The organism is Aeromonas sp. QDB17 (genome assembly GCF_027705305.1).
Lineage (GTDB): Bacteria > Pseudomonadota > Gammaproteobacteria > Enterobacterales > Aeromonadaceae > Aeromonas > Aeromonas caviae.
The window spans coordinates 117,694-132,532 of record NZ_JAPDBP010000012.1; the positions used below are offsets into that span (position 1 = coordinate 117,694).

Below are 14,839 nucleotides of genomic sequence, written 5' to 3' on the forward strand. Positions count from 1 at the left end.
TCAAAAATGGGCCCGATGGGGCCCACATGGATATCTTTTGTCGGCAGGAAATCAGTAGCGTTCGCTGACGATGTCCTGGGTGAAGGACTTCTCGCAGTATTTGCACTTCATCCGCACCGCCCCTTTCACCTCGCGCACCCGGAAGTAGCTCTCCACCGGTTCGTTGTGGGAGATGCAGTTGGAGTTGGGGCAGTGGAAGACCCCTTCGATGAACTCCGGCAGCGCCAGCTGGTGCTTCTTCACCACCACGAAGTCTTCGATGATGTTGACGGTCGCCTTGGGGGCGAACAGGGCGAGCTGGTTGGCCTGCTGCTCGGTCAGACGGGTGTTCTCGATCTTGATGAGATCCTTCTTGCCGAGGGCGCCGGATTTGAGGTTGAAGCCGACGGTGATCCGCTCCTGGGTCTCGATCAGCTGGAACAGCTTGAGGATCTTGATGCCCTGGCCGGCGGGGACGTGGTCGATGACGGAGCCGTGACGGATGGCTTCGACTTGCAGTTGGTTCTTCTCGGACATGATGTTCCCCTTTCCCTTAGACGGTTTCGTTCAGTACCAGTGCCAGCAGTGCCTGGCGGGCATAGACCCCGTTCTCCGCCTGCTGGAAGTAGTAGGCGTGAGGGGTCTTGTCGACGGCGACCTCGATCTCGTCAACCCGGGGCAGGGGATGGAGGATCTTCATGGTGGGCTTGGCCCCTTCCAGGGTCGCCAGCTCCAGCACGAACTTGGCGGCCATGTGCTTGTACTCGGTCTCGTCGAAGCGCTCCTTCTGGACGCGGGTCATGTAGAGGATGTCGAGCTCCGGCATCACCTCTTCCATGGTCTCGTGCACGCTGAAGCGGATGCCCTTCTCTTCCAGCTCCTCGCAGAGGTAGTCCGGCATGGCCAGCGCCTCCGGGGAGATGAAGAAGAAGCGGCAGTTGAACAGGCTCAGGGCCTGGGCCAGGGAGTGGACGGTGCGGCCGTACTTCAGGTCACCGACGAAGGCGACGTTGAGGCCGTCCAGCTTGCCTTGGGTCTCGTGGATGGAGAAGAGGTCGAGCAGGGTCTGGGTGGGATGCTGGTTGGAGCCGTCACCGCCGTTGATGACCGGCACCCGGGAGAACTCGGAGGCCAGACGGGCTGCCCCTTCCTTCGGGTGGCGCATCACCACCGCATCGGTGTAGGAGCTGATGATCTTGATGGAGTCGGCCAGAGTCTCGCCCTTCTTGGCGCTGGTGTTGCCGCCGTCGGCGAAGCCGATGATGTTGCCGCCCAGGCGCTGGACCGCGGTCTCGAAGGAGAGACGGGTGCGGGTGGAGGCTTCGAAGAAGCAACTGGCGACCAGCTTGTCTTTCAGCAGGCGGCTGTCGGGTTCGGCCTTCAACCGCTGTGCGGTGGCGACCACCAGTTCCATGTCGGACCGGGTCAGATCCGAGATGGAGATGACGTGTTTGTTATAGAGTGGATTGGTCATCGTCTGCATTCCCTTTGGCATCAATGAAGGTTTTTCCGGCACAAAAAAAAGCCCCTGAAACAGGGGCTCTTTTCAAAAAAAACGGGGGATCTGTGGGACGGGAACCGGAAACAACGGGGCCGCTCTGGTGCGCTCCACCCGTCTGCAAGGCTGCTTTTTTCATCAAAAACGGCATTGTCCTGTCCCGACCTTTTTCAAAACCGCACCGATTATAGGGCTGGTTTTTGAATTGTCAAAAATTTATTTCAGAGGCAGGATTTGGTCGGGAAAACGTTTGAGTGTCGCGAACGGGTCGACAAATCCAGAGTGCGTGCTGCGCCTGCAAGGGGGCGCCATCGGCGGCCATGCTGCGCAGGTAGCCGAGCCTGTGGTGCCCCTCCAGCAGGCAGTAGGGATGGGGCAGGGGGTGACCGTCCGGGTAGCAGGTTCCCGGGGCGGTGGCGAGGACGATGACAGGCTCGGACCAGGTGCCCCGGTGCAGCATGTCATCGCCGAGCCAGGAGCGGCGCACGTAGCGGTTGCTGCGCAGCATCTCGCCCCAGCGATCGATCACCTCCATGTGGCGGGAGTCTATCTGCTCGATAATCTGCGCGGTGGGCCAGTGCTCGCACTCGAACTGGTGGCTGGCGAGATCGATAAAGCTCCAGTTGGATTCAAAACCGCGCCAATGACGGTAAATCCACTGGGCGAGCACATTGGAAGGAATGGAGGGCACCAGGGGAGAGACTCTGTCCAGATAGTCGGCCAGGGTCTCCGTCTTGCGCTCATCCCGGAAGTTGAGGGGCGCAAGCTGTTGCAGCAGTCGGTAATTGAGCATGGGCAGCCTCCCTGAGCCTGGTTTCACCCTACCCCCATTTGTGTCCCATTCCTACCCCGTCGGGGCTGCAAATACAGCAGCTTACCCCCGCTCCTTGTTGGAATTGCGGGGATCTGCTCGTCATTTGTTCGATCGCATCGAAAGTGAGAAAAAAAGCCTTTACCTTTGACCTCCGCTTTGTATACTACGCCTCGTTTGTTGCAGGGGCGTAGTTCCAATTGGTAGAACAGCGGTCTCCAAAACCGATGGTTGCGGGTTCGAGTCCTGCCGCCCCTGCCATTTTTCAGAAAGGCCAGTTCATTGAGCTGGCCTTTCGCATTTCCGGCGTTTGCCACCGCCTCCGTTAGCCTCTTTTTCCCCGCTTCGCCGCTGCCATTTCTGCCAATGGAGGCCGCTTTTCCCCTGTGCTACACCTTGCTTCCTGCCAGATGGCGCCCTCAGGCGCATCGCATCCGGCGGGCCCAAGGCGCTTCAACAAGGAGAGAGCGATGAACAAGGCAGTGGATACGCGTCACCCCCATGCCCATGCCGGTGGCTGGGTCCCCCGGGATCAGGCCCATGTGGCGCGCTGGGTACAGCGGCTGCGTCAGGCGGTCACCCGCCAGCCTCGCCCGCTGGTGGCCCCGATCGCCGGATTGAAGGCGCTGGTGGAGCAGGATCCTCTCCTGCATCAGCAGGCCCAGGGGATGTTTGACGAGGCGTGGCAGCACGAGCACAGCACGCCGCTCGGTCAGGTCCAGGTGCGCAGCTTCGATGAGTTCCTGCAGCTGCTCAACGGCATCATGACCACGGCCCCGGAAGCCTATCAGGATGTGCAGACCCAGGAGCCCGCCGGGCTGATCGGATTCCCCATCAATGCCCTGCTCAACTGGCCCATGGCGACGGCCGCCGGGTACGACTTCTTTGCCAATGCGCTGGTGAACCAGCAACTGCGCAAGATCCTCGGTTACTGGGCCGACTTCCTGCAAAGTCCCGCGTCCCGTTATGTGCTGACGGAGTCGGTGAGCCCCCTGGATCGCCAGACCCTGATCGTCCCCTGGCTCGGGGAGGTGGCGAAACGGGAGATGGTCAAGGTGGCGCTGGAGGCGCTCGGGGCCGGCGACAACCCCACCCCAGAGCGCTTCGAGGGGATCTTCCACACCGCGCCGGGAGAGGAATACGAGGGCTTCGCCAGCTGGGACGACTTCTTCACCCGCCGCTTCTGCCCCGGCGTGCGGCCGGTGACGGCCCCGGACGATGACAGCGTGATCGCCAACGCCTGCGAGTCGGCCCCGCTGCAGGTGGTGACCGGGGTAAGGCGGCAGGACGCCTTCTGGCTCAAGGGGCAGCCCTATTCCCTGGACAACCTGCTGGACTTCGACCCGCGCGCCGCCGCGTTCGAGGGGGGCACCCTCTATCAGGCCTTCCTCAGCGCCCTCAGCTATCACCGCTGGCACAGCCCGGTGAGCGGCACGGTGCGCTCGGTCAAGGTGGTCAACGGCAGCTACTACCTGGCCAACCGCCACCAGGGTTTCGACAGCCCGGCGGGGCCCGACCCCAGCGCCCCGAACCAGTCCCAGCCCTTCCTCACCGCAGTGGCGACCCGGGCACTCATCTTCATCGAGGCGGACAACCCCAAAATCGGCCTGATGTGCGTGGTGCCGGTGGGCATGGCGGAGGTGTCGAGCTGCGAGGTGACGGTGCAGCCGGGGCAGCGGATCGCGAAGGGGGAGCAGCTCGGCATGTTCCACTTCGGCGGCTCCACCCACTGCCTGCTGTTTCGCCCCGGGGTCGAGCTGGCGTTCGACTTCTACGGCCAGCAGCCGGGGCTGGAGGCGACCAACCTGAGGATCAACACGGCGCTGGCGCGGGTCAAATAACCCAGCCGCCGGACAGTAAAAGGCCGCCTTCGGGCGGCCTTGTTGTTGTGAATCCCTCAGGGTTGTCGTTGCAGCAGGAGATCCAGATAGGCGCCTTCGATAAACCGGGAGGGCTCGATACCGAGACGCGCCATGATGTCGTGAGCTTCCTGCATCCCCACCTCGAGCGGCTCGTCATCTTCCAGCACCACTTCCAGTTCGAGGAAGTGACCCAGCCCTTCAACCCGGTCGAGATGGATCCGGGTTCTGCCCACCAGAAACAGGGTCCGCTGTTTTCGCACTCTGCCAATCTGGCCGCAAGCCAGGGTGAGCGTTTCCCGCAGCTTGTCCGGCTCGTTCGTTGGCGTGATGTGGTAGTAGCTCTCCTTCGGACCCTGTTGATCAGGCCTGCGGTAGAAGATGAGCTGGCCTGCCGACGGGGAGAGCGTCCGCAATTTGAAGCGGCCCGATTCACAGCGAAAGAAGGTATCGTCCTGGGCGATGTCGACGGGGCCCTTGTCGGCGATGGCCGCGGCTTTGGGGATAAGGTCATCGACCCCGGCTATGCGGGCTTTGATCTCGATATTTCGTGGCATGGCAGCGGGCTCTCCTTGAAAACGGGATACCCAATCTAGCACAGTCCACGTTGTCGAGAGGGGGCAACAGGGGGAGCGCCAGTTCGGTTCCTGATGGATGCTCAACCCTGCCCGCCAACCCTCTTTTCAGACGCCCGAAACCGCCCTCAAGAGACAGGTCAGCGGGCGCTGACCTGCTCTGCCGGTGCCTGCCCGTCATCCGCGACCTGACCTCATGGCCGCCTTCGGGCGGCCTTGTGGTGCCTGCGGGCTGTCAGCATGGAATAGTGAGCAGTCTGTTGCTGGTAGTGCGTTCTGTTGTTGATAGATGAAAAAATATCAGGATTCACTAAAGACCGTTCATCATTGTGCCGATAGAACTACCAAGATGGGGGTATTCCCGGCCCCCGGCTACCACAAGGATTCGTTGTCATGACTCTCTCGTTGCGCGGCAAGCTGCTCGCGGCCAGCCTGGGGGTAGTGCTGCTGATGGCAGCCCTGCTCGGTATTGTCGCCTTCCACACCCTCAAATCCCGCACCCTTGACGCCATCCAGAGCGAGGCGGTCAACTACGGCCACGCCCACTCGGTGGCCATCGGCAACTGGCTTGAGGATCGCAAGCACGCGGTCGACGCCCTGGCCGCCGTCATTGCGCGCGACCCCGACACGGCCCTGGTGCCCCACCTGTTGCAGACCCGCACCTCCGGCGGTTTCGGCCTCACCTATTTTGGTTCGGCGCAGGGGGAGATGACCCGCCACGATCCCGCCCTCAACACCGCCAACTATGACCCCAGGGCCCGCCCCTGGTACCAGAACGCCGACAAGGCGGGCAAGCTCATCGTCACGCCGCCCTATGTCAGCGTGACCATGCAGCAGATGGTGGTGACCCTGGCCGAGCCGGTGAGCCACCAGGGCCGGGTGATCGGGGTGGTCGGGGCGGATCTCTCCCTCGACGCCCTCATCGACGAGGTGCTGGCCATGAAGGTGCAGGGAGAGGGCTACGCCATGCTGCTCGATCGCACCGGCCTCATCGTCGGCCACCCGAACAAGGAGCTGGCGCTCAAGCAGGTGGCGGAGCTGGATCCCGGTCTCACCGGGGCGGCGCTGGATGCGTGGAGCCGCGATGGCGAACTGCACGGCGCCAACCTGAATGGGCGCGAGGTGCTGCTCTCGGTGCAGGGTGTGCCCGGCACCGACTGGCTGCTCGCCATGGTGATGTACAAGGAGGTGCTGGAGGCGCCGCTCGCCTCCCTGCTGTGGCAACTGGTGGGGCTGACCCTGGTACTGCTGCTGGTGTTCGGTGCCCTGCTCATCGCCATGTTCAACTACCTGTTCGCGGATCTGGGACGGGTCTCCAGGGCGCTTGCCGACATCGCCCACGGGGAGGGGGATCTCACGGTGCAGATCGCCACCCGCAGCCAGGATGAGGTTGGGCAGCTGGCCCAGAACTTCAACCAGTTCGTGGCGCGACTGCACGGCATCGTCAGCCGCTTGCGGGACGCCACCGTCGAGCTGGCGGCCCAGTCCCGCACCCAGGCGGCGGGGGCCGAGGCCCGCAGCCAGCGGGTGCGCCAGCAGCAGGACGAGATCGTCATGGTGGCGACCGCGGTGACCGAGATGGCCTCCGCCACCCAGGAGATCGCCGGCAACGCCGAGTTTGCCGCCAACACCGCCGGCGATGCGGTGCGCCTCGCGGTGGCCGGCCAGTCCCAGGTCGGCCAGAGCCAGCGCAGTATCACGGGGCTGGCGGGGGAGGTCTCCGACGCCAGCCAGACCATCCACGAGCTGGATGGCCACGCCCAGCAGATCAGCGGCATTCTGGCCACCATCAGCGGCATCGCCGAGCAGACCAACCTGCTGGCCCTGAACGCCGCCATCGAGGCGGCCCGGGCCGGGGAGCAGGGACGCGGCTTTGCCGTGGTGGCGGACGAGGTGCGGGTGCTGTCGCGCCGCACCCACGACTCCACCGCCGAGATCCAGCAGATGATCGAGGCGCTGCAGCAGACCACCCGCAAGGCGGTGGGCGGCATGGAGACCAGCCGCCAGCTGGCGGGCACCAGCGTGGAGGACGCCGAAGCGGCGAATCTCAGCCTGGGCAGGATCAACGAGGCCATCGGCGCCATCAGCGACATGGCGACCCAGATCGCGGCGGCGGCCGAGGAGCAGACCTCGGTGACCGGCGAGATCAGCCGCAACACCGAGAATATCCGCCACGTCTCCCAGGCGCTGGCGGCCCAGGCTGGCGAAGAGGCCGCCCAGGCGGCCCAGCTCAAGTCTCTCACCGAGCGGCTGGAGCAGGAGATCGGGCGCTTCCGGCTCTAGGCTGGGACCCGGATGTGACAAAGGCGACCCCGGGGTCGCCTTTATTCATCCTGTGTATGGATATTATTTCACCATGCACCCGCTGAATAATACCGGGTCCTGGCCCTGCAACGGGCGCAGGCAGAGGCTCAGAGAGGCTTGATGTAGCTGTAGAACTCGTTGTCCCGCTGGTAGCCGTGCCCTTCGTAGAGGGCCTGAGCCTGCCGGTTGTCGGTGGCGGTGCTCAGCATCAGGAAGGCGGCGCCCGTCTCCTGGCCGTGGCGATCGGCCCGCGCCAGCAGCGCCTGGGCCACCCCCTGCTGGCGGGCCGCCGGCGCCACGAACAGATCGTACAGCAGCCAGACGGGCTTCAGGGCGAGGGAGCAGAACAGGGGATAGAGGTGGGCAAATCCCAGCACCTCTCCCTCCTCGCTCTGGGCCACGAAGAGCACCGACTCCCCGGCGGTGCAGCGCTCCAGCAGGAAGGCTTCGGCGGCCTCGGGCCGGGCAGGCAGCCGGTAGAACGCCCGGTATTCCACGAACAGGGGGGTGACCCGGGGAATGTCCCCGGGGGTGGCCTGGAAGATCCTCATGGGGCGTTCCCCGCCGGATCCTGGCTGACCCAGATCAGTCGGTCGGTGGCAAAGCCGAGCCCCCGGGCCCGCTCGACCAGGGCCTCTACCTTCTCTTTGGGGGGATGGGGCGTGCGGGAGAGGATCCAGAGGTACTGGAGGTTGTAACTGCTCACCAGGGAGAGGTCATAGTCCGTCGCCAGCACGTTGTAGCTGCCGTAGAAGGGGCCGAAGAAGCTCACCTTGAGGCGCCCCTCGTCGCTGTCGCCCACGAAGTAGGCGCGCCCCTCGGCCTCGCGCCATTCCCCCTGTTCGTCCTGCCCCCGGTTGATCACCCTGACACCGCCGTCATCCCGCAGGCTGTAGGTGGCGGTGACCCGGTTCAGGCCGCGCTCGAAACCGTGATCGAGGCGGGCCACCTCGTACCAGGTGCCCAGGTAGCGGTCGAGCTGGAAGGGCTTGACCACCTGGTGTCCCGGTGGAATGCCGGTGCAGGCGGTGGCCAGCAGGGTCAGAACGAGCAGGATCAGTGTGCGCATGTCATCCCTCCACGATACGCAGTTGTCCCGAGCGGAAGCGTGCCGCGTGTTCGCTCGGGGTGTTGCCAAAGAAGCGTTTGTATTCGCGACTGAACTGGGAGCCGCTCTCGTAGCCTACCTTGTCCGCCGCCACCCCGGCCTTGAGGCCGTCGTGCAGCATCATCAGCCGCGCCCGGTGCAGGCGCAGGGTCTTGATGTACTGCAGGGGCGAGGTGGCGGTGGCCGCCTTGAAGTGGTGGTGGAAGGCCGAGACGCTCATGTTTGCCTCCCGGGCCAGCTCCTCCACCGTCAGGTTCTCGGTAAAGCGCTGCTCCATGATACGCAGCACCCGGGCTATCTGGCTCACCTGGCTGTGACGGCTGGCCATGGCCAGCAGGGCGGGGGCGCCCCCTTCGTGCAGGGCGTGGAACAGGATCTCGCGCACGATCTGGGGCCCCAGCACCCGGGCGTGGAGCGGCTTGTCCATCACGTCGATGAGGCGCTCCACCGCGCAGAGCATGGTCTCGGAGAGGGGCACGGAGACGACGCCGCGACCCGGTTCCGCCGGGGCGGGGGCCGCGTCCCCCATCTCCAGCAGCAGGGCCTGCAGCGCCGCCACGTCGATCTCCACCGAGAGCCCCACCAGAGGGGATTCGGGGGAGGCGAAGCACTCGCACTCGCAGGGCAGCGGCAGGGTCATCATCAGGTAGTGCTCGGGGTCGTAGCGGAAGGTGAAGTCCGAGAGATAGCCCACCTTGTGCCCCTGCAGGATGATGATCATGCGCGGGCGGTAGAGCACCGGGATGCGGTCATGATGCTCCGTGGTGTAGATGAGGTGCACGCCGGGCACGGGGGCGGCGGTGATCCCCGGGTGGGGTGCCAGGGCGGCGAGTCGGCTGGCGAGGGCGGACTGGTGGGTCGCCGCGATGGGCTGATTTGTACTCATTTATCCAGGCTCAGTAGAAATAGGCAAGAAATCGGCAGAAAGCTCCCTTGATGGTAGGAGGTTATAAGAGAAAAATGCAATCCATACCTTACCGACTACGACCACCCCGGGAGATCCCATGAACAACTTCATCCTGCACACCCCCACCAAGGTGCTGTTCGGCAAGGGCCAGGTGGCCCAGCTGCGCGGCCAGATCCCCAGCGACGCCCGCATCCTCGTCACCTACGGCGGTGGCAGCGTGGTGCGCAGCGGCCTGCTGGACCAGATCCGCCGCGAGCTGGCCGGCCTGACCCTGTTTGAATTTGGCGGCATCGAGCCCAACCCCACCTACGAGACCCTGATGGGTGCCGTCGAACTGGCCCGCGCCGAGAAGATCGACTTCCTGCTCGCGGTGGGTGGCGGCTCCGTGCTGGACGGCTCCAAGTTCATCGCCGCGGCCGCTCACTACGATCCGGCCAGGGATCCCTGGCACATCCTCGAGACCGTCGGGGGCGAGGTGGCCTCCGCCATTCCTCTGGGCAGCGTGCTGACCCTGCCGGCCACCGGTTCCGAGATGAACATGGGCGCCGTCATCACCCGCAAGAGCACAGGGGACAAGCAGCACTTCTTCTCGCCCTTCGTAATGCCGCGCTTCGCCGTGCTCGACCCCGTGCTCACCTACACCCTGCCCGCCCGTCAGGTGGCCAATGGGGTGGTGGATGCCTTCATCCACACCCTGGAGCAGTACCTCACCTACCCGGTGGATGCCAAGGTGCAGGATCGCTTCGCAGAAGGGCTGCTGCTGACCTTGGCGGAAGAGGGGCCCAAGGCGCTGGTGGAGCCGGAAAACTACGACGTGCGTGCCAACATCATGTGGAGCGCCACCCTGGCGTTGAACGGCCTGATCGGAGCCGGCGTGCCCCAGGACTGGGCCACCCACATGCTGGGCCACGAGATCACCGCCCTGCACGGTCTGGACCACGCCCAGACCCTGGCGGTGGTGCTGCCCGCCCTGCTGCAGGCCAAGCGCGAGCAGAAGCGCGCCAAGCTGCTGCAATACGCCGAGCGGGTCTGGGATCTGCGCAGCGGCAGTGACGAGGCGCGTATCGACGGTGCCATCGCAGCCACCCGCGACTTCTTCGAGCGGATGGGGATCAAGACCCGGCTGCGGGATTACGTGGCCGACGCCCGGATCGACGCCCTGCTGGCCAAGCTCGAAGAGCACGGCATGACCGCCATGGGTGAGCACGGCGACATCGACCTGGCCCAGAGCCGGCATATTTATGAGGCGGCCTGGTAAGCAGAGCACGCCTGAACCGGGCCCAAGGCCCGGTTGCACCAGGGGGCCCGAACCCGCCAGCAGGCGGGGACGCGGCCCCCTGATCGTTGCAAAATGGTTACTTTTTCCCTTTTCATCTCATCAGATGAGCCAACGGCAGATTTCGTAAGAACAAAAAACGCTAAGGTAGAGGCCGGGTTAAACATTTTTTTTGACTGGTTGGATCACTTTTTTTAGCGCTTTTTGCTGGTATAAGCCCCTAATTTGGTTTGTTTTTTTTAATCATGGTCCGGGATGGGCTGAATTCTGTACCCGCCCGCCCGGGGCCGTGGTTGTAATAAAACTCCAAAATTTGATACTAATCACCCTCGCGCCTGAAAAGCGGGGGCCTGACCGTGACAGGAGGTCGAGGTGAAGCCTGCTGATTTTCATAACAAAGGGCCCGTGACCTGCACTTTGATCATGCCTTGTCCCCTCAGACATGAGAGACTTGGCGATGATTGTTTATTAACCATCAGGGAATAGTCATGCAGATTGGAATACCGAGAGAGAGTCTCGCCGGTGAGACCCGGGTCGCAGCGACCCCGGCCACTGTCGAGCAGCTGAAAAAGCTCGGCTTCGAGGTTGCCATCGAGGCCGGTGCCGGCCTGCGAGCCAGCTTCGATGATGCCGCCTTCGAGGCTGCCGGTGCCAGCGTGGTACCGAACGTCTGGCAAGCCGACCTTGTCTTCAAGGTCAACGCGCCGACCGAGGCCGAAATCGCACAAATTAAGGATGGTGCCACCCTGGTGAGCTTCATCTGGCCCGCCCAGAACCCCGAGCTGGTCAAGAAGCTTTCCGAGCGCAACATCAATGTGATGGCGATGGACATGGTGCCGCGGATCTCCCGTGCCCAGTCCCTCGACGCCCTCTCTTCCATGGCCAACATCGGTGGCTATCGCGCCGTCGTGGAAGCCGCGCACCAGTTCGGTCGCTTCTTCACCGGCCAGATCACCGCCGCCGGTAAAGTACCGCCCGCCAAGGTGCTTGTCATCGGTGCCGGTGTGGCCGGTCTGGCCGCCATCGGGACCGCCGGTTCCCTCGGTGCCATCGTGCGTGCCTTCGATACCCGTCTGGAAGTGGCCGAGCAGATCGAGTCCATGGGTGGGGAATTCCTCAAGCTGGACTTCGGCGGCGAAGATGGCGCATCCAGCGACGGTTACGCCAAGGTGATGAGCGAAGAGTTCATCAAGGCCGAGATGGAGCTGTTCGCCCAGCAGGCCAAGGAAGTGGACATCATCATCACTACCGCCCTGATCCCGGGCAAGCCGGCACCCAAGCTCATCACCAAGGAAATGGTGGACAGCATGAAGCCGGGCTCCGTCATCGTGGACATGGCGGCCCAGGCCGGCGGCAACTGCGAATACACGGTACCGGGTGAACTGCATGTCACCGACAACGGCGTCAAGGTGATCGGTTACACCGATCTGCCGGGCCGCCTGCCTGCCCAATCCTCCCAGCTCTACGGCACCAACCTGGTGAACCTGATGAAGCTGATGTGCAAGGAGAAGGACGGCAACGTCGCCATCGACTTCGAAGACGTGGTACAGCGCAACATGACGGTGGTCCAGGCCGGTGAAGTGACCTTCCCGCCCCCCGCCATCTCCGTCTCTGCCGCCCCGCAGAAACCCGCTGCCGCCAAACCGGCCGCCAAGAAGGAAGAGGCCAAGCCCTCCAACAAGAAGTTCGTGTTCGGTGCCCTCGGCATCGCCGCCTTCGGTTGGGTGGCCGCCGTGGCGCCTGCCGCCTTCCTCTCCCACTTCACCGTCTTCATCCTGGCCTGCGTGGTCGGTTACTACGTGGTGTGGAACGTCTCTCACGCCCTGCACACGCCGCTGATGTCGGTCACCAATGCCATCTCCGGCATCATCGTGGTCGGTGCGCTGTTGCAGATTGGGCAAGGGTCGACCCTGGTCACCGTGCTGGCCTTTGTCGCCGTGCTGATTGCCAGTATCAACATCTTCGGTGGCTTCACCGTCACTCAGCGCATGCTGAAGATGTTCCGTAAGGATTAAGGGGGTTTAACGTGTCTCAAGGACTGGTAACAGCATCCTATATCGTTGCCGCCGTGCTCTTCATCCTCAGTCTCGCGGGACTGTCGAAGCAAGAAACGGCCAAGCATGGCAACCTGTTCGGTATCGCGGGGATGGCCATCGCCCTGCTCGCCACCGTCTTCAACCCGGAAACCAGTGGCGTCCACTGGATCATCCTGGCCATGGCCATCGGTGGCGCCATCGGCGTGCGTCTGGCCCTCAAGGTCGAGATGACCGAGATGCCCGAGCTGGTGGCCGTGCTGCACAGCTTCGTGGGCATGGCAGCGGTGCTGGTGGGCTTCAACAGCTTCATCGATCTGCACCCCTCCGCCCCCGCTGAAGTGGTGGTCTCCGTCGGTTCCAACCTGGATGCGACCCTGGCAGCCGCCCGGGCGGCGTTCGAGCAGGCGGCAAGCGTCGCCCAGGTCGAGCACCTCTCCGGCGCCATGCTGAACATCCACCTGGTGGAAGTGTTTCTGGGCGTCTTCATCGGTGCCGTGACCTTCACCGGTTCCGTGGTGGCGTTCGGCAAGCTGCGTGGCCTCATCTCTTCCAAGCCGCTGATGCTGCCGCACCGCCACAAGCTGAACCTGCTGGCCGTGGTGGTCTCCATCGCGCTGATGATCCACTTCGTCAACGCCGGTGGCTCCACCTTCGCCCTGCTGGTGATGACCCTGATCGCCTTCGCCTTCGGCTGGCACCTGGTCGCCTCCATCGGCGGTGCGGACATGCCGGTGGTGGTCTCCATGCTGAACTCCTACTCCGGTTGGGCGGCAGCGGCGGCGGGCTTCATGCTCTCCAATGACCTGCTGATCGTCACCGGTGCCCTGGTGGGTTCCTCCGGTGCCATCCTCTCCTACATCATGTGCAAGGCGATGAACCGCTCCTTCATCTCCGTGATCGCAGGAGGCTTTGGCTCCGACGGCGTGGCCTCCACCGCCGAGCAGGAGCTGGGCGAATACCGCGAGACCAACGCCGAAGACGTGGCCGACATGCTGAAGAACGCCAGCTCCGTCATCATCACCCCGGGCTACGGCATGGCGGTGGCGCAGGCCCAGTACCCGGTGGCCGAGATCACCCAGAAGCTGCGTGATCGCGGCGTCAAGGTGCGCTTCGGCATCCACCCGGTGGCCGGTCGTCTGCCTGGTCACATGAACGTGCTGCTGGCGGAAGCGAAAGTCCCCTATGACATCGTGCTGGAAATGGACGAGATCAACGATGACTTCGCCGACACCGACGTGGTGCTGGTGATCGGTGCCAACGACACCGTCAACCCGGCCGCCATGGAAGATCCGGGCAGCCCCATCGCCGGCATGCCGGTGCTGGAAGTGTGGAAGGCGCAGAACGTCATCGGCTTCAAGCGCTCCATGAACACTGGCTACGCCGGTGTCCAGAACCCGCTGTTCTTCAAGGAGAACACCCAGATGCTGTTTGGCGATGCCAAGGCCAGCGTCGAGGCCATCCTGAAGGCGCTGTAAGCGTTGACCGGATGAGACAAAAAGGGGGCTTCGGCCCCCTTTTTTTATGACCAGAGTGGATGACCGTGGCAGGGAACAGACAGACGGTGGTGCCTGCCTGCCTGTCTGTCCGGACTGACTGACGAGCCCTGGCTCAATTAAAGTTGAGCAAAAGCACCAAAAAACCACCTTGAAGGCCTCTCATGGGGCCTTTTTGTCATTTCAGTCGTGATTTTGCTCACATTTTGTGGTGTTGTCACACCAGTCGGGCATAATGCCTGCGCAAAAAGCGGATTTGCTCAACTTTATTTGAGTCCGCTTTGATTATCCTTGCCCAACGTTGACCGGATGACCCCATGACCGAGGTAGCTCCCTTGCGCGACGCCAGCACACTGACCGATGAAGAGCGCCATCTGATCGCCAGCTTCGAGCCTGCGGTGGCGGCGCTGTCCGCCCTGTTTGGCCCGGGCTGCGAGGTGGTGCTGCACGCCTTTGACAGTCTGCACGCCTCCGTCATCAAGATTGCCAACGGCCACATCACCGGCCGCCAGGAGGGAGCGCCGGTCACCGATTTTGCGCTCGACAAGTTGCACAGTGCCGCCGGCAGCCAGTGGAGCAGCTATTTCTCCCGCTCCCGGGAGGGCACCCTGCTGAAGTCTTCGTCCATCACCATCAGCAACCGCGAGGGCAAACCCATCGGCATGCTGTGCGTGAATTTCAGCCTGGACACGCCCCTTGGCAGCCTGCTCGACACCTTTGCCCCGCCCGCAGTGCCCCCTGCCCACGGCACCGAAACCTTCGCCAGCTCGGTGGATGATCTGGTGGCGCAGGTGATCGCCAAGGTGGACAGGGATCCCGGGCTGGGCAGCAGCGTGCGCAACAAGGCGATCGTGCACCGGCTCTACGACATGGGCATCTTCGAGATCAAGGATGCCGCCCAACTGGTGGCCGAGCTGCTCGGCATCTCCCGCCATACCGTTTACCTGCATATCCGCAATCACAAGGCGGAACTGGCCGAACAACAATGACGAG

The 14,839-nt window shown here is 63.5% G+C and carries 13 protein-coding genes and 1 tRNA gene; 7 read left to right on the forward strand and 7 right to left on the reverse strand.

All coding sequences use genetic code 11. The features are described 5' to 3' along the window. Positions 1-51 precede the first annotated feature (51 nt). From pyrI to OKC41_RS11975, 3 genes are all read right to left on the reverse strand, one after another. Positions 52-516: an aspartate carbamoyltransferase regulatory subunit gene (pyrI, locus tag OKC41_RS11965; RefSeq protein WP_010676006.1), complete on the reverse strand. Its 465-nt coding sequence runs from the start codon at positions 514-516 to the stop codon at positions 52-54. Positions 517-532: 16 nt separating this feature from the next. Beyond that, entirely contained in the window at positions 533-1,453 is a 921-nt protein-coding gene (pyrB, locus tag OKC41_RS11970) for an aspartate carbamoyltransferase (protein WP_010676005.1), read from the reverse strand. Positions 1,454-1,685: 232 nt separating this feature from the next. Beyond that, on the reverse strand, positions 1,686-2,270 hold the full coding sequence (locus tag OKC41_RS11975; protein ID WP_010676004.1) for a hypothetical protein: 585 nt from the start codon (positions 2,268-2,270) through the stop codon (positions 1,686-1,688). Positions 2,271-2,472: 202 nt separating this feature from the next. On the opposite strand from OKC41_RS11975, the gene OKC41_RS11980 reads away from it, so the two are divergent. Both OKC41_RS11980 and OKC41_RS11985 read left to right on the forward strand, forming a co-directional pair. Next, positions 2,473-2,549 (forward strand) — tRNA-Trp (locus OKC41_RS11980). A gap of 209 nt (positions 2,550-2,758) precedes the next feature. Next, a complete protein-coding gene (locus OKC41_RS11985) occupies positions 2,759-4,129 on the forward strand; it encodes a phosphatidylserine decarboxylase family protein (protein ID WP_201895015.1) in 1,371 nt (456 codons plus the stop codon). Between the two features lie 56 nt (positions 4,130-4,185). Here OKC41_RS11985 and OKC41_RS11990 read toward each other — a convergent pair whose 3' ends face one another. Next, positions 4,186-4,704, reverse strand: a complete 519-nt coding sequence (locus OKC41_RS11990; protein ID WP_201895016.1) for a class IV adenylate cyclase — start codon at positions 4,702-4,704, stop codon at positions 4,186-4,188. Positions 4,705-5,115: 411 nt separating this feature from the next. On the opposite strand from OKC41_RS11990, the gene OKC41_RS11995 reads away from it, so the two are divergent. Next, a complete protein-coding gene (locus OKC41_RS11995; protein ID WP_201895017.1) occupies positions 5,116-7,005 on the forward strand; it encodes a methyl-accepting chemotaxis protein in 1,890 nt (629 codons plus the stop codon). Between the two features lie 128 nt (positions 7,006-7,133). On the opposite strand, the gene OKC41_RS12000 is transcribed toward OKC41_RS11995, so the two are convergent. The 3 genes from OKC41_RS12000 to OKC41_RS12010 are packed head-to-tail and all read right to left on the reverse strand — an operon-like array spanning position 7,134 to position 9,020. Next, a complete protein-coding gene (locus OKC41_RS12000; RefSeq protein ID WP_201895018.1) occupies positions 7,134-7,577 on the reverse strand; it encodes a GNAT family N-acetyltransferase in 444 nt (147 codons plus the stop codon). Continuing rightward, positions 7,574-8,095, reverse strand: coding sequence for a lipocalin family protein (locus OKC41_RS12005; RefSeq protein WP_039039627.1), 522 nt, complete (start codon positions 8,093-8,095; stop codon positions 7,574-7,576). Before OKC41_RS12005 ends, OKC41_RS12000 begins: the two co-directional genes overlap by 4 nt. A 1-nt stretch (position 8,096) precedes the next feature. Further along, positions 8,097-9,020, reverse strand: a complete 924-nt coding sequence (locus OKC41_RS12010) for an AraC family transcriptional regulator (protein ID WP_010675998.1) — start codon at positions 9,018-9,020, stop codon at positions 8,097-8,099. Positions 9,021-9,138: 118 nt separating this feature from the next. Here OKC41_RS12010 and yqhD point away from each other — a divergent pair, with 118 nt between their 5' ends. From yqhD to OKC41_RS12030, 4 genes are all read left to right on the forward strand, one after another. Continuing rightward, positions 9,139-10,299 carry an alcohol dehydrogenase gene (gene yqhD / locus OKC41_RS12015; protein ID WP_201895019.1) on the forward strand — a complete coding sequence of 387 codons (1,161 nt, stop codon included), beginning with the start codon at positions 9,139-9,141 and terminating at the stop codon, positions 10,297-10,299. Positions 10,300-10,805: 506 nt separating this feature from the next. After that, on the forward strand, positions 10,806-12,332 hold the full coding sequence (locus OKC41_RS12020) for a Re/Si-specific NAD(P)(+) transhydrogenase subunit alpha (RefSeq protein ID WP_010675996.1): 1,527 nt from the start codon (positions 10,806-10,808) through the stop codon (positions 12,330-12,332). Positions 12,333-12,343: 11 nt separating this feature from the next. Continuing rightward, entirely contained in the window at positions 12,344-13,828 is a 1,485-nt protein-coding gene (pntB, locus tag OKC41_RS12025) for a Re/Si-specific NAD(P)(+) transhydrogenase subunit beta (protein ID WP_010675995.1), read from the forward strand. 335 nt (positions 13,829-14,163) lie between these two features. Further along, positions 14,164-14,835 carry a transcriptional regulator gene (locus tag OKC41_RS12030; RefSeq protein ID WP_025202524.1) on the forward strand — a complete coding sequence of 224 codons (672 nt, stop codon included), beginning with the start codon at positions 14,164-14,166 and terminating at the stop codon, positions 14,833-14,835. Positions 14,836-14,839: the final 4 nt, after the last annotated feature.

Excerpts from the sequence above, each read along its gene's own strand:
- OKC41_RS11990 (WP_201895016.1), bottom strand. The coding sequence starts at position 4,704 with ATGCCACGAAATATCGAGATCAAAGCCCGCATAGCCGGGGTCGATGAC.
- OKC41_RS12000 (WP_201895018.1), bottom strand. The coding sequence starts at position 7,577 with ATGAGGATCTTCCAGGCCACCCCCGGGGACATTCCCCGGGTCACCCCC.
- OKC41_RS11995 (WP_201895017.1), top strand. The coding sequence starts at position 5,116 with ATGACTCTCTCGTTGCGCGGCAAGCTGCTCGCGGCCAGCCTGGGGGTA.
- OKC41_RS12005 (WP_039039627.1), bottom strand. The coding sequence starts at position 8,095 with ATGCGCACACTGATCCTGCTCGTTCTGACCCTGCTGGCCACCGCCTGC.
- OKC41_RS12010 (WP_010675998.1), bottom strand. The coding sequence starts at position 9,020 with ATGAGTACAAATCAGCCCATCGCGGCGACCCACCAGTCCGCCCTCGCC.
- pyrB (WP_010676005.1), bottom strand. The coding sequence starts at position 1,453 with ATGACCAATCCACTCTATAACAAACACGTCATCTCCATCTCGGATCTG.
- pyrI (WP_010676006.1), bottom strand. The coding sequence starts at position 516 with ATGTCCGAGAAGAACCAACTGCAAGTCGAAGCCATCCGTCACGGCTCC.
- OKC41_RS11975 (WP_010676004.1), bottom strand. The coding sequence starts at position 2,270 with ATGCTCAATTACCGACTGCTGCAACAGCTTGCGCCCCTCAACTTCCGG.
- OKC41_RS12030 (WP_025202524.1), top strand. The coding sequence starts at position 14,164 with ATGACCGAGGTAGCTCCCTTGCGCGACGCCAGCACACTGACCGATGAA.
- OKC41_RS11985 (WP_201895015.1), top strand. The coding sequence starts at position 2,759 with ATGAACAAGGCAGTGGATACGCGTCACCCCCATGCCCATGCCGGTGGC.
- OKC41_RS12020 (WP_010675996.1), top strand. The coding sequence starts at position 10,806 with ATGCAGATTGGAATACCGAGAGAGAGTCTCGCCGGTGAGACCCGGGTC.
- yqhD (WP_201895019.1), top strand. The coding sequence starts at position 9,139 with ATGAACAACTTCATCCTGCACACCCCCACCAAGGTGCTGTTCGGCAAG.